15 protein-coding genes are annotated in these 12,818 nt (G+C 43.5%); 2 read left to right on the forward strand and 13 right to left on the reverse strand.

All coding sequences use genetic code 11. The features are described 5' to 3' along the window. Positions 1-61 precede the first annotated feature (61 nt). From nagB to yhfZ, 9 genes are all read right to left on the reverse strand, one after another. Positions 62-811, reverse strand: coding sequence for a glucosamine-6-phosphate deaminase (gene nagB / locus V1498_RS19600; RefSeq protein WP_409295622.1), 750 nt, complete (start codon positions 809-811; stop codon positions 62-64). A 33-nt stretch (positions 812-844) separates the two neighbouring features. Continuing rightward, positions 845-2,035: a phosphopentomutase gene (locus V1498_RS19605; RefSeq protein WP_409295624.1), complete on the reverse strand. Its 1,191-nt coding sequence runs from the start codon at positions 2,033-2,035 to the stop codon at positions 845-847. 3 nt (positions 2,036-2,038) lie between these two features. Further along, on the reverse strand, positions 2,039-3,202 hold the full coding sequence (locus tag V1498_RS19610) for a YhfX family PLP-dependent enzyme (protein ID WP_409295626.1): 1,164 nt from the start codon (positions 3,200-3,202) through the stop codon (positions 2,039-2,041). 7 nt (positions 3,203-3,209) lie between these two features. Beyond that, positions 3,210-4,325, reverse strand: a complete 1,116-nt coding sequence (locus V1498_RS19615) for an aminotransferase class V-fold PLP-dependent enzyme (RefSeq protein WP_409295628.1) — start codon at positions 4,323-4,325, stop codon at positions 3,210-3,212. A gap of 75 nt (positions 4,326-4,400) precedes the next feature. Then, entirely contained in the window at positions 4,401-5,315 is a 915-nt protein-coding gene (locus V1498_RS19620; protein ID WP_409295629.1) for a phosphotriesterase, read from the reverse strand. Positions 5,316-5,369: 54 nt separating this feature from the next. Next, entirely contained in the window at positions 5,370-6,869 is a 1,500-nt protein-coding gene (locus V1498_RS19625; RefSeq protein WP_409295631.1) for a YhfT family protein, read from the reverse strand. A 9-nt stretch (positions 6,870-6,878) separates the two neighbouring features. Continuing rightward, entirely contained in the window at positions 6,879-7,250 is a 372-nt protein-coding gene (locus tag V1498_RS19630) for a DUF2620 domain-containing protein (RefSeq protein ID WP_409295633.1), read from the reverse strand. Continuing rightward, positions 7,250-7,615 carry a PRD domain-containing protein gene (locus tag V1498_RS19635; RefSeq protein ID WP_409295635.1) on the reverse strand — a complete coding sequence of 122 codons (366 nt, stop codon included), beginning with the start codon at positions 7,613-7,615 and terminating at the stop codon, positions 7,250-7,252. The genes V1498_RS19630 and V1498_RS19635 overlap by 1 nt, the downstream gene beginning before the upstream one ends. A 164-nt stretch (positions 7,616-7,779) precedes the next feature. Further along, complete coding sequence (yhfZ, locus tag V1498_RS19640; RefSeq protein WP_409295636.1) at positions 7,780-8,700, reverse strand: GntR family transcriptional regulator YhfZ; 921 nt, start codon at positions 8,698-8,700, stop codon at positions 7,780-7,782. Between the two features lie 388 nt (positions 8,701-9,088). Here yhfZ and V1498_RS19645 point away from each other — a divergent pair, with 388 nt between their 5' ends. After that, positions 9,089-9,856: an HAD family hydrolase gene (locus tag V1498_RS19645; protein ID WP_409295638.1), complete on the forward strand. Its 768-nt coding sequence runs from the start codon at positions 9,089-9,091 to the stop codon at positions 9,854-9,856. 153 nt (positions 9,857-10,009) lie between these two features. Here the strand turns inward: V1498_RS19645 and V1498_RS19650 are convergent, their stop codons facing one another. The 3 genes from V1498_RS19650 to V1498_RS19660 all read right to left on the reverse strand — a co-directional run bounded on the left by V1498_RS19650 (position 10,010) and on the right by V1498_RS19660 (position 11,184). Next, positions 10,010-10,189: a YhfT family protein gene (locus V1498_RS19650; protein WP_409299381.1), complete on the reverse strand. Its 180-nt coding sequence runs from the start codon at positions 10,187-10,189 to the stop codon at positions 10,010-10,012. Positions 10,190-10,603: 414 nt separating this feature from the next. After that, the gene (locus tag V1498_RS19655) at positions 10,604-10,969 is read right to left on the reverse strand and encodes a hypothetical protein (RefSeq protein ID WP_409295639.1); all 366 of its coding nucleotides are present in this window, start codon (positions 10,967-10,969) and stop codon (positions 10,604-10,606) included. A gap of 71 nt (positions 10,970-11,040) precedes the next feature. Then, complete coding sequence (locus tag V1498_RS19660; RefSeq protein WP_409295641.1) at positions 11,041-11,184, reverse strand: hypothetical protein; 144 nt, start codon at positions 11,182-11,184, stop codon at positions 11,041-11,043. A gap of 269 nt (positions 11,185-11,453) precedes the next feature. On the opposite strand from V1498_RS19660, the gene V1498_RS19665 reads away from it, so the two are divergent. Then, complete coding sequence (locus tag V1498_RS19665; protein WP_409295642.1) at positions 11,454-11,891, forward strand: VOC family protein; 438 nt, start codon at positions 11,454-11,456, stop codon at positions 11,889-11,891. Positions 11,892-12,187: 296 nt separating this feature from the next. Here V1498_RS19665 and V1498_RS19670 read toward each other — a convergent pair whose 3' ends face one another. Further along, positions 12,188-12,613, reverse strand: a complete 426-nt coding sequence (locus V1498_RS19670; protein ID WP_409295644.1) for a VOC family protein — start codon at positions 12,611-12,613, stop codon at positions 12,188-12,190. Positions 12,614-12,818: the final 205 nt, after the last annotated feature.

The following is a 12,818-nucleotide window of genomic DNA, read 5'->3' on the forward strand; positions in this document are numbered from 1 at the left end:
TTTGCAGATGCAGTTTGTTTAACTCTCCAGTGGACCCCGATATAGATTTACGTCCGGTCTTTCAGCTGACAAGGCCCTTTACTTTTTTTAATTTCGAAACCGCTGCCGAGTCAGCAACGACAATCACATTCGGATGGTTCCGCAGAACTGAAGCCGGGCAGTCTGTGCTCACGTTGCCCGTAAACATACGGAAGATTGCTTCAGCCTTCTTTTCTCCTGAGGCGAGAAGCAGGATCTCCTTGCTTTTTAAAATGGTTGAAATCCCCATCGTGATTGCGTAGGCCGGCACGTCTTCCTCATCGCCAAAATAGCGGGCGTTGGCCTTACGTGTCGACTCTGCAAGTGTGACGATATGGGTTGGTGTATCAAAAGAGGTGCCTGGTTCATTGAAACCGATATGGCCGTTTTCGCCGATGCCCAGCAATTGCAGGTCCACACCGCCAATGCAGTCAATGATTGCCTCATAGTTCTTTGCTTCCTGTTCGATGTCAGCTGACTTTCCGTTTGGAATATGGACATTTTCCTTCGGGATGTTGATATCGTTAAAAAGATGTTTATACATGAAGTGATGGTAGCTGTTTGGGTTTTCTGGAGAAATTCCCACGTACTCATCCAGGTTATAAGTACAGACGTCCACGTATGATGTCTGATTTTTTTTAAAATCATCAACCAATAATTCATATGTCCGCACAGGAGTGCCGCCTGTCGCCAGGCCCAGCGCCGCATCAGGTTTGGACTTTATTTTCGCCAGAATGTGGTTGGCGGCAAAAATGCTCATCTCTTCGTAATTTTTGACTTCAACAAGTCTCATCGTTCCACTCCTCCCTTAAAGGCTGAAATGATTTCACATGATGTCCTTTAGAAAACTTTTTCCATATTCAGGCGGTTCAACACCAGTAAATTCTGCCAATGTTGCCGCGATGTCTGCCATTGTCTCTCTTGTTCCAATCGACACCCGCTTCACATTCTGCCCTACCACCAAAATAGGCGTTTGTTCCCTCGTATGGTTGGAATGCCCGATCGTCGGGTCGTTCCCGTGGTCTGCTGTTATAATGAGGACGTCTTCTTCACCTAATTCCGGGATAAAGGATGTCAGGAACCGGTCTGCGTCCTCCAGCACTTCCTTGTACCAGACGCTGTCCTCTTTATGGCCAGCCAGATCTGTCTCCTGCACATTGACAAGGAAGACCGCATTGTCTTCACTGTCATGGTAAAACTTCCGGTATGTTTCGAGAACATCCTTTGTATTGACAACTGGATCCTTGAATCCGCTTGCCTGGATCACATCCGCCGTTTTGCCGATCCGGTACACAGGGATGTTATTCATTTCTGCAATATGGGCAAATTGTTTTTCAAAATCGACACCGTACCCTAAATGGAGTACCTGGTACCCATCTCCGTAAACATTGGCTTTTGGGGCATCAACGCCCCACTGCAGCCCAGAATTTTTCTCTTTTACAACAGAAAGGATTGTCTCAATGTCTGATTTTTCATTGCCAAAGACAATGACACGGCTTGTGTCGACATTTTCCCGGACAATTTTCCCTATTTGGGATACTTCCTGGAAGGTGAGCTGTTTCAGGTCCCCGACGACATTGATGATATTGCCGACCTGTGATTCGAGGTTGTCGCCAATGACGACTGCTCCATTCACAAGCAGGACGGCTGCACCCTCGACCGGGTGGGTGACTTCATAGCCTTTTGCTTCCAAAGACTTTTTAATCTTTGGCCCCACTTCGCTCATCAACCGTTTTTTGGGCACTCCCGGTTTGCTTCCCATTAATTCCTGGTGCCCCATGAATGTGTCTGCTCCAGGATGGGCGAGGTTACTCTTTCCATAAGCGGCAGCCGGCGTACCTGCATCGTCTACTATTTTCCCTAAACCAAGTCCATACAAAGTCGGAATGCTCAGCTGGACGGTTTCCCTGATATGTTTATACGTATGGGCGGTTACGTCTTCAGGCTTTACTTCCCTGCAGTCTGCCATTGCGCCAACACCGAAACCGTCCAAAACGAGCAAGGTTATTTTAGCCATGTTCTACATCCCCCTTCTTTGAAAATGAACGAGCTCAGGCTGGCCGGAATTCACATTTCTGATGAATGCGACATGGGCCCTTGTGACAAAGATTTGCGTCCGGAACGCGTAAATAACCGTATCACCGGTAATCATCCCGGCTTCTCGCCGCAGGCAGCCATAGTAATCGATGTTTTCCGGCGCTACACATTCAACACTTGTTCGTTGGTTCACAATATCATTTTCATTGCTGCCAAATAAGGCGCCTTCCATGTTGGAACGGGCATAAAATCCTCCCGCAATCGTATAGGCATGTTTTTCATCCATATGCGAGATTTCAGAAACGTAGACAATGCTCGGGATTTCGGGCAAATCTTCGCGATACGCATGCAAAGGAGTTGTCCCGGTGATAGCGTGTCCTGGCTCGCCATGGGTGACTCCCCATTCCTTCAGCATCGGGATGCTATGGCAGCTTGTGGCGCTGGGAGCGTTCACATGGCTCACCTTAACTCCCTTTCTTTCAAGAATTTCGCGGGCACGCTTTATCGTTTCGATGTTTGAAGTAAACTTGAAATCATCTTTTTGTTCATTGATCTGCAGTACAGGGAAGCTCGTAATCCCGATCACACGGATCCCTTTTAGCTTGAGGAGTGTATCAAGACTTTCTTCAAGCTGTCCGATCAAAAACCCGCCAAATTGCCCCGGGTAGACCATATCATCCGGTTTGATCACACGGAGAATGACGTCTTGCGTCAACCCCAGTTTTTCCGCTGCGGCAGATAATTGCGCTGCCCGCTCCACTGAAAACAGGGTGACAACTTCTGGCTGCAGCTTTGTCAATACATCTTCCCATTGGGATTTGCCTGGCTGGACGATATGGCCGATATTCCCAATCTGGCAATTCTCCTTCTTTAGTTCAAAGGCTTCATCAATATCGACGGCGACAGCTCGTCCAATCCCGTTTTCCTCGATTATCCGGCCGACGAATCCGCTTCTGCCGATTTGTTTTGTCATATAATACAAGTCGAGTCCGTGCTCTTTTGCTGATTTAGTGAGTTCTCTGACGTTATGCTCAAGAGAATCGAGATCGATCGCATAAGTATTGGCCGGGATGATACCCTGTTGATGGAGTTTGGTGGCCGCCCTGATCAATCCTTCATTACGCTTGAGCGTCATATTTAAAAACACGGCCAGGTCACCTCCTTGAGATTTCTTCCATTACCTGGTGTAATATTCGGATTACAGTGCTTGCAGATGATTTCATCGGATTCACACGGGCTCCGTGCAGTTTTAAGTCAGGCCTGCTTTCCAAAAAGCTGCCTGATACCCGATATATCATAGGGACTAATTCGTAGCGGGATTCCGCTCCGACCGGATAGGTCGCTGCCCCGAATTCGGAAGCCAGCTTGATTACTTCTTGTGCAATTGGCTGTTCAAACTCGACTATCACGTTTTTCGATTGTGAGTTTGTGATGTACGCTTCCTTTATGCCCTGGACTTCGCCATTATTCAAACGGTGGCACAGCTCCTGGACCTGCTCATTTTGGATCGCGATCATGACCGGGGCAAATGCGAGGCTGCGCAGCAGTTCATGTGCTTCAAACCCCTGGACCTGCCCGCCGCCGGAGTAATTCCGCTCGTGGAGCAGTTCGATCGTATCCTTTCGGCCAATGATTACGCCGATTCCCTCCGGGCCTAAAAGCTTAAAGCCGGAGAAGGTTGAAAAATCTGCTCCCATCTGGCTGCCGATTTGTTTCATTTTCATTGCGCAATAATTGTCATCTACAACGACCGGCAAGTCCGGGCGTCTTTCTTTTACTAAAGAAATGATTTCTTTTAAATCGTAAGTATCGTCAGGCTGCTGCCGTGAATGCTGCACGTAGAACACCTTCGAAACTTTATCATTTTCTAGTGTTTCGACAAGGCCATCATGGTCATTAAAGTCAACATGGTTTTGCTTTAACCCCAGCAGCCGGAACGTTTCCTTTGTTGTTGTATACATCGGCGCAGAATGGACGATACACTGCTCGCCAGCTTCAAGCAGCATGCTTAAAATGATCCGGATCGCTCCAGTTCCGCTCCCCCGCACCAAGGCACATGCCTCGGCGCCGAATGTCCTTGCCAGCACCTTTTCGACTCGTGCCGTCATTAATGGCCGGTGGTATTCCGGGTGGAGCCCGACGTCACCGATGTGAAAAAACTCGTTATTCTTAAATTCCTTCGTGACCTCATCCATCAACCTGAATTGCAGGTTTTTTGCTTCGTCCAGGGTTATATTTTTTAAAACAGACCGTTCATATTTTAGACTCATTTCCTGTCCTTCTTTCTAATTTCAGAATAGAGGGCGCGTACGGCCCCCTTTTACTGAACTAAAAGTAAATTGACATTAAAAGGCTAAGAATTTGCGTGGATTGTGAACCAGCATTTTTTCAATGATTTCATCGGTGACGCCATTTTGACTGAGAGCCGGAGTGAAATTTTCAAACAAGTGGTTATATCCGTATCCCCCGGTTGCCTTTAAATGTGATTTTCTCGTGATGTCACAGGAAAGCATGATTTGGTCTTCATAGCCACGTTCGAGCAGGGCAAGCAGGTTATCCACCTTGTCGGAATCTTTCCGGTAGCTGTTCTTGCCGATTGTGTCGAACTGGATATAGGCTCCGCTTTGCAGCAGCTCCAGCTGTTCTTCCATATCTTCATTTAAGTCCTGGTGCCCAAATGAAACACGGTTCATTTTGACATTATGTTTCTGGAAAAGTGCCATCTGCCCTCTGCCCATTGTGCCAATTTCGCAATGGGTGCTGATAGGGGCACCCGTCGTTTTATGGGCCATGATGGACGCTGTAAAAACTTTCTCTTCGGTTTCGGTCATTTCATTCAGGCTGCTGCCGATTTCAGCTATCAATCCAGCCTTGATTGTTGTGTCTTCCATTCCAGTTGTGATTTCACGAATCATGATGTCAGCAAGCTCTTCCGCAGATTTTTCAAATACAAACGACGGATAGACGGACTCCTTATAAAATCCGGTGGAGGCAACAATGACAAGATCATGTTTGTTTGCGATGTCGAGAAGCGCCTGGGCATCTCTTCCCATCCCGATGTTTGAAACCTCGATGATTGTATTGCAGCCGGAATTTTTAAGCTCCTCAATCTCCTGATCCAGTGGTGGGGAGTTCTCCAGTTTTGAGTCCTGGTCCTGTTCCTTCCTGACCCCTGAAAGGTCAAAAACAAGATGCTCATGTATCATCGTTTTCTTAACAGTATTAGGGTCGACAAGGCCAGTTACGGCATGAATCTTCATTATGAAACATCTCCCAAAACGAAAGGCAGGCATAAAACCTACCTTTCAGTGAATTTAGATTAAATGAAGGAAATACAGCAGGTTAAGGACAATACCAGTCAATATGATTGCTACCGGACCTGCGGCCAGCTTCATGATCGGACGTCCCAAGCCTTCATTTGCAGCATATAGCAGGATATAAATCGTTAATGATAACCCGATAGCCTCAGGCGCCATCTTCATAGCCGCAAAAGCACCGCCGATGAACAATGCCAGCTCAATCATGGAATTCATGGATGAGCGGATGTTATCGGATGATTCACGCAATGATGGAAAACGCTGCAGGAAGCGTCCAATCCCGCGAAGGGCGACTACTTCAAGGCAAATCCACAATGCACCGACGATACCGGCAACAACTGGGTTTGGCAATAAATATCCAATCGGGAAAACGAACGTTAAACCAACAACTCCATATACCCCTGTAGCAAGGGCAGTCGTAACAATCAATGGGATAAAGCTGATACCCCGGATAATGTCAGCAATCGCGGCACTTTGTAAGAGGTCCCGCTGCTCCTGGCCGGACGCATCCCATGCCTGCTGCAGGATCGGCCCTGAAACCTCTGAACCGGTCATCAGCCCAAGGTTAGCAGCCATCGCCAGAAGGGCGCCAATTCCCGCAAGGATTGGAAGTCCCTTGTAAATCCTTTTCGTACGAGCTTCAAATATATTTTCTTCCTCTGAATCTACTGAAATATTACCCTTGTTCTTAAGGTCTTTCGCAATCGCAAAGCTTACTAGAAGGATCATCCCGGCAAGCATCAGAACAGCGATCTGCATCGTAAAACCGCCGATGGTCGTGCCCAGGGAAAAATTATTGTTTGCCTGAGCTATTAAATCCTGTACTTGTCCATTCCCCCCGGCTTCTTTCAGCGCATTTATTTTAGCCGCAAAATCAGCGTCTTTTGGAAAGGTCACATCTGTTAATTTTCTTGCTTCTTCGACAGCTGCATTTGCTCGATCTGTGTAAATCCCGCCAATTTGAGGGAGCAGCTGGCGTATGACTAAAACGATAAGACCAGAAATAAGCGCTCTCACCCAGCCAAATTGATATAAAATGGCGATGATCGGGAATGCAGTAAAGGCGACAAGAACTGGGGTTGAAAGTTCGCCAAGGGCGCCAAGCAAATCTATCGGCAAAGCGGTAAATGCCGCTTGTACACCAGTCAGGCCAAATAAGGCAACAAGCCCCCATGAACCACCAAGCGCTGCAGCAATCCACCATCTGGCGGCCATAACCCCTAAAATATCAGTCGGTAGGAAAAGCAGCCACGGGTTTAATAGTTCAAAAGATACCGCGAAGGAAATTCCGACAGACACGATAAAACCAATACTTAAACCAAAAGAGATCGAGGCAAGTTCAGTCCTCTTCATCCTGCCTTCTAGGTATTCTGGAAGGATGGGGCGGATTCCATCATGGAATACCGCTTTCCCCCAGTGTGCTGCCAAGGCAGTAAGCGCAGTCAGCAAAACTATAATAACGATTTCAATTAACGAAGTGTTTTGAAAAATGTCCATATGCTCCTCCTACTGAAGACCGTGTTTTTTTAGCAGACTGCCGACAATAATTGGCACAGCCTGTTCAATGCCCTCTACAGCCATCCCGAACGCAATCTTGCCTTCGTTGACCAGTTTCTCGATCGCCTCTGCATTTGGTTTTTGGCCATTTTTTGCAACAGTAGAGCAGTTTCCATACCCAAGTATTCCGATTGCAACCGAAAGTGCAGCACCGCCGCCGCTGTTGCAAGCACCAAGATAATAGTCAGCGTCGCCAGCTTTTACTTTTTTAGCACCTTCAAAATCAGAAGTGACCGTGACCTGGACATGCTCTCCCCCTGCTGCTTTCACAGCTCTTTCAGTTACATCCTTTTTAAGTCCTCCAACAACAATTCGTAACATTATTCATTCCCCTTTCCAGTTAATAAGCAGAAATACAATGTGATAAACGCCGCTTCAGCATCAATATTCGCACCTTTTGGATTGTTAGCCTGCAAAAAATCCTTTGCGTTTTGGTAATACTCCGGGTTTTTCGCGATGACGGTTTCCAGCTCTTCGGAAATCTCTGATACCGGATTGTTTTCGGAAATCCTTTGCAGTGCAACAGATAAATGGCTTGCAAATGAGCCCGCATTTTCCTCGGCAAGTTTTACATCAAGATAAGCCTCGACCTGATCTAACAGGACAGGCAAGCGGTCATAAATTTCGTCACTGATTTGGTTTGTATCATGCAGTAAGTCAAGTCTTTCTTTTAAGCTGGCATCCATGTTGTTACCCCTTTCATTTTTGCACTGATGTATTTTCAGGTAAGCTTAGATTTTGATAGCTATTTGTAATTACTCACTTCAAAACTGCTGGTTATATGTAAAGTAACCACCCCCTGAAAGGTTGAAATCAATGTACAGTATTTTGTACTATGATTTTAAAAAAATTAATACTTTGGCATAAGGTCGCCATTGACTACCTTTGTCTGTATATCTACTATTTCCCTGTCCGAAAGCAGGCTGATAATATAGGCCATCTTCCTGTTGTCCTTTTTAATGACACATACCGCCTCGTTCATTTGCTTTTCGTACTCGATTGCCAATGGAGACGTCAGCGGCTGGATATTATGGACTTCAAAATCGATTTCGTCCACATTCCAAATCATTGCGTCAATCGTACCGGCTTTAAGATGCTGGAGCAGGTGCATATAGTTAAGCTCCAGATATTCGATGTTCATGCCGTTTGCTTCTGCCTGGGTCAGGATCTTCTGGTCTGTCGAAAAGCTGTCAATCCCGACTTTCATCCCATCCTCAAGCCTTTTCTTTTCTGTATCGGAGAATATGATCGCGTGCTCTGAAACATAGGTTTTCCCGCCGAATTCAAGTGCAATGGTTAAATCGTCATTTTCATTCAATTCTTCCATGGCTGAAAACTTGGACATCAATGCGAAATCGTATCTGCCTTCCTTCATTCCTTCAAGCCGTGGCTTTGATCCCCGCATAAAAGCTATATTGAGAGACAGCCCCAGAGATTCCAACTGGGCTGTAAACCCGGTCGCCAGTCCCTCGTACTTTTTAGAATATGGGAGAGGCATCACTCCTTGGATACGGTTTGCCCCAGAATATGTTAAAAGGTTGGGCACACTTTTATATCTTAAAAAAGTGCCAAGATGCCCCCTAGGTTCCACCCTGATGCAATTTTCACCTTCCAAAATCTTCAGGGCTGTTTGGATCGTGCCCCGCCCTACTTCAAATTTCTCCGCAAAATCACTGACCTTCGGCAAGCGTTCATTAACCTCTATTATAAGCAGCTCTTCAGCAAGTTTTTGCACGACAATGCCTTGTTTGGAATAAAAATTCTCCCACATATGTAATCACCATTCAATATACAATTTATTGTACTTTACAGTTGCAGTTTAACACGGATAGAAACCGTTTACAACACTTTTATTTTAGTTTCTTTTTTGCTGTTTTCCGTCTCCGACATGCTTGGTAAAGATGAAACAAGGAATGTACAATTTATTGTATTCTATTTGATTATAGTGTAACCTTCTAATTAATCGCTTACAATAGTTTTTTATTATTTTAATTATAATGGTAAGCTCCCCCGTACTTTTCAGTGTCCACAATTAAGTTATCCGCAAGAGAAATTCATCAACCAACTGGACTAAGATAGGCGGCATGTACAGAAAATTGTAAATTGTACGGTACTGTTTAAATACTATTTTAGGAACTTAATAGAAAGGGTGATGTTCGATGTATCGAATTGTTTTTCTTGATATCGATGGCACGATTCTAAACACAAAAGAAGAGATGGATGAAAAGCTTATCACTGCCATTAGGGAACTCCAGCAACGAGGGATATTAATCGGGCTTGCCACTGGACGTTCTTTCGACGCCTCCATTATATACGGCGAGAAATTTGGCTGCTCCATGTATGTCACCTATAATGGCGGTTACGTCATTCACAACAAAAAAGTCATTCACGATGTCAAAATACCTGCGGCATTGGCATATGAACTTTGCCGCAAAACAGATGAACTAAAAGGGACTTATATACATTTCGCTGATCGCCAGTCAGTCTCCAATCACCCGCCCCAGGGCATCGAGTATCTACTCCCGAACGCAAAAAAAGCAGATATTGATGATACAAACTGGGATGCCCACCGTCTAGTCCTTTATCTCAATGCTGATGACAGGGCGGCTCTTCAAACGGATATTAGCGGGGCTGCTGTCTTTGATGAGGGTGACCGTCTGGAAGTCTTTTCAACGAAGTCAAAATGGACAGGAATCCTTCCCTTGATCACTGAATTGGGTATCTCACCGGAGGAGGTCGTCACAATCGGCAATGGCACCAATGATATCGGCATGCTGTCATCAGCAGGTCTGGGGATCGCGATGCGGAATTCACCTGACTGTGTAAAGGAAAGCGCTGATTGGGTGACTGAAGATAACGACAATCATGGGGTAGTTTTGGCTTTAAATAAGGTATTTAATTTATACAATGATTTAGTCTCACGATAACGCAGCAGGCAAGATTTCGTAAGAAAAATACCCAAGCGCAACTTCAACAAGTTACGCTTTTTTGGCATAGCAGTGCGATACAACTTCTGGTTTTACCAGTGCAAAGGTAATCAAGATCTATGCGATCAAGCAATAGCGGCGGCAGATGGCGTGCTACACAACATTGTTATTTCGGGATCGACATGATTCCGATGGCGACCAGAATATTGGCAATGATGCGACCGCTATCGCCCCGACAGGCCCGACAGCAATACGGACAATCGGGCGTCCTGCAGCTTCATTCAATAAATATGTACCTGCTATAAAAAAGAACCCGAACCGGGGGGAAAGCATTGTCACCGCCAATCAGCAGTGCCACTTCCAAAAGCTTTGTCATTCCGTTGCGTATATTTTAGATGCCAGTCACAATAACATAAAGATTTCTGAATATACGACTCCAGAAATCCGTGCCGATTCGAAACACTATGCAAAAGAAAAGAGGATGTTCACATTTCTATAATTCCTTTCGCATCCCATCTAGCGCTGAGTCCTCAAAAAAGTTAGAAATGTCATCATTCACTGAATTACCGTGCCCACGTAAATCAGGAAGAATAGTCTTATATTTATCCTTAAAATAAGCTCTCTGAAGCTCAAAATCAGTCATCCCTGTTTGTAATCCACTATGAAGGAATATAATAGGTTCTCCAACCCTAATACTTCAGTATATACAATCATTAATCCCCACTTTTCTATATGAGTGTACCTATATTATTGAATTCCACCGGTAGTAATTAAATTTATAAGTTTTTTTATGTTATAAAATTTACCCTTCTGCTTCACTTCATTTGTTACGGGAACTAATTCGTACATTAAAGATACATATGTATTACTTTGAAATTCATTAATTCCTTTAGAATTAAAAATTAAGCCCGACGAAACTGTAAACGAATCATCATTCATACCAGTTATCTTGTCAGTCGAATAAGTGTAAGTATCACCAATTCCTTCTGTAACTTCTTTGATACCCACCGATTCTCCGACTTCAAGTGACTTTAGCCATTTTAAACGATCCGTACTCATTTCAATCACTCCATGACATCTATTAGTCTTTTCATATAAGTATACTTCAGACAAAGCCAGAACCACCTTTATATGGTATCTATCAAGTCTAAAGCAAATAAAAAAAGCGGTTGAAGAAGGAAGTTCTAATTTTTATTATTATTGGCTAATACTTCACGTAATTTTTTTATCTCTTCTGTTTGGTCTAAGATATTATTATTCACTTTTCTTAAAGCATCATAAACGGCAAAAATTCCTGCAAATACTAAGAAACCGACCAGTAAATCCATTGTCACACTTCCTCATTTAATATATTAAATTTATAATAACTCAATTTGGGTAATTTTGTAATAATGATATGATTTCGGAATATCCGAGAAATACTTATTCATTTTATCGTTTACATCGATACGTTTGTGAAAAATTGTACTTAAACTAACGGGTGCGTTAGTGGCTTAGGCAGGGTTGTTGAAGAAGGATATTTCCTGTTTTTAAGCGAATTAGAATTTCAAACAAACCTTACACGAATACTGGAACAGTAACTTAGGGGGTATGAGATATGAAAATCAATAGAATAGATCATGTGAGTATAAACGTAAATGATCTTTCAGAGGCTAAAGCGTTTTTTCTTGTTTTAGGACTTGAAGTACAAGCGGAATGGGAATTGGATGGAGAACAGTTGGACAGAATAGTTGGGCTAAAAGATGTTAAAACCGCCTGTGTAGGATTGGGGATGCCAGATGGCCAGGCCTGGATAGAACTAGTCAAATTTTATACGCCATCAGATGAAAAAGATATTCAGCAACCTTTTGCAAATACGCTGGGGATCCGACATATTTGCTTTGCTGTTGAAGATATTGAAGCTGTTGTTGCAAAATTGAAAAAGAGGGGCACGGAAATCTTTAGTGAGATACAGCAATATGAAGATAGTTATAAATTATGCTACGTTCGTGGTCCAGAGGGTATTATTTTAGAGTTGGCGGAGAAAATCAGATAAATATTGAATGGTACTTTAAATAATTTAGATTTCAAACTTTAAAGATTTCTTCTTAAACTATCGGGTGCGTTAGTTAAACAAGGATTGACAGGTGGCCAATTATTTATCTTGAACACTAACTGGCATTAGTTGTGTTGTACACTGTTATTTATAGACTGACTGATTATTCGTAACTTAAAAAGTAGATGAATCAATTTAGATCCCTTCCAGAAGAAGGTGCCGGCTGCTTCGGCCGCCCGCATAAATTTTCCTAGTTCTTTAATTAACAAGAAATATATACAAAAACTGATCTGATATCAGACCAGTTTTTCTTTTGGATAATCGCAATACTCAATGATTGTGCCTTCAGTGTCTGCTGGATTAAGATAAACCAGCCGTCTTCCGTGTTTGTTGATTCTTAATGTTCCTTCTAAAGTGCGAATTCCTATGTTTTTAAGTTCTTCTAGTGCTTGATCCAGATCATCGACTCGATAAGCAATATGATGAACTCCTTTCCCTTTTTGTTTAATAAAACGAGCTATTGGCGAGGTGGTGTTGTTGGTTGGAGAGAGCAATTCGATTCGGTCCCCATTAACCTCCATAATGGCAACCTCACTTTCAACTCCTGCTGATTCACTTATATATCGGTCTATCAATAATCCATTTAGCACTGTTTTATAAAAAGAAATACTGTTCTCTATGTCACGGACAGCTATCCCGATATGATCGATTTTTTTGATCATGGCTAAATCTCCTCAAAATTTAAATTTATTTTATTTTATCATTAAAGATTTTCTATTTGACACAATTTCAAAAAAATCAGGTCAGGCGGTTAGTTTTTGCATGACTGTCATTAGTAAAAGTACTTTAATTAAATCTAAGAAGAAGCAAGATGAGATATGAAGTTAATAGAATTATTCTAAATTCAATGCCACCTTGAGTCAATGA

The sequence above is a fragment of the Paraperibacillus marinus genome (genome assembly GCF_046237605.1).
Lineage (GTDB): Bacteria > Bacillota > Bacilli > Bacillales > DSM-1321 > Paraperibacillus > Paraperibacillus marinus.

What these genes read in the sequence shown, in the direction of transcription:
- nagB (WP_409295622.1), bottom strand. Translation starts at nt 811, where the DNA reads ATGAGACTTGTTGAAGTCAAAAATTACGAAGAGATGAGCATTTTTGCC.
- V1498_RS19605 (WP_409295624.1), bottom strand. Translation starts at nt 2,035, where the DNA reads ATGGCTAAAATAACCTTGCTCGTTTTGGACGGTTTCGGTGTTGGCGCA.
- V1498_RS19615 (WP_409295628.1), bottom strand. Translation starts at nt 4,325, where the DNA reads ATGAGTCTAAAATATGAACGGTCTGTTTTAAAAAATATAACCCTGGAC.
- V1498_RS19620 (WP_409295629.1), bottom strand. Translation starts at nt 5,315, where the DNA reads ATGAAGATTCATGCCGTAACTGGCCTTGTCGACCCTAATACTGTTAAG.
- V1498_RS19625 (WP_409295631.1), bottom strand. Translation starts at nt 6,869, where the DNA reads ATGGACATTTTTCAAAACACTTCGTTAATTGAAATCGTTATTATAGTT.
- V1498_RS19630 (WP_409295633.1), bottom strand. Translation starts at nt 7,250, where the DNA reads ATGTTACGAATTGTTGTTGGAGGACTTAAAAAGGATGTAACTGAAAGA.
- V1498_RS19635 (WP_409295635.1), bottom strand. Translation starts at nt 7,615, where the DNA reads ATGGATGCCAGCTTAAAAGAAAGACTTGACTTACTGCATGATACAAAC.
- yhfZ (WP_409295636.1), bottom strand. Translation starts at nt 8,700, where the DNA reads ATGTGGGAGAATTTTTATTCCAAACAAGGCATTGTCGTGCAAAAACTT.
- V1498_RS19645 (WP_409295638.1), top strand. Translation starts at nt 9,089, where the DNA reads ATGTATCGAATTGTTTTTCTTGATATCGATGGCACGATTCTAAACACA.
- V1498_RS19650 (WP_409299381.1), bottom strand. Translation starts at nt 10,189, where the DNA reads ATGCTTTCCCCCCGGTTCGGGTTCTTTTTTATAGCAGGTACATATTTA.
- V1498_RS19660 (WP_409295641.1), bottom strand. Translation starts at nt 11,184, where the DNA reads ATGGATTTACTGGTCGGTTTCTTAGTATTTGCAGGAATTTTTGCCGTT.
- V1498_RS19665 (WP_409295642.1), top strand. Translation starts at nt 11,454, where the DNA reads ATGAAAATCAATAGAATAGATCATGTGAGTATAAACGTAAATGATCTT.
- V1498_RS19670 (WP_409295644.1), bottom strand. Translation starts at nt 12,613, where the DNA reads ATGATCAAAAAAATCGATCATATCGGGATAGCTGTCCGTGACATAGAG.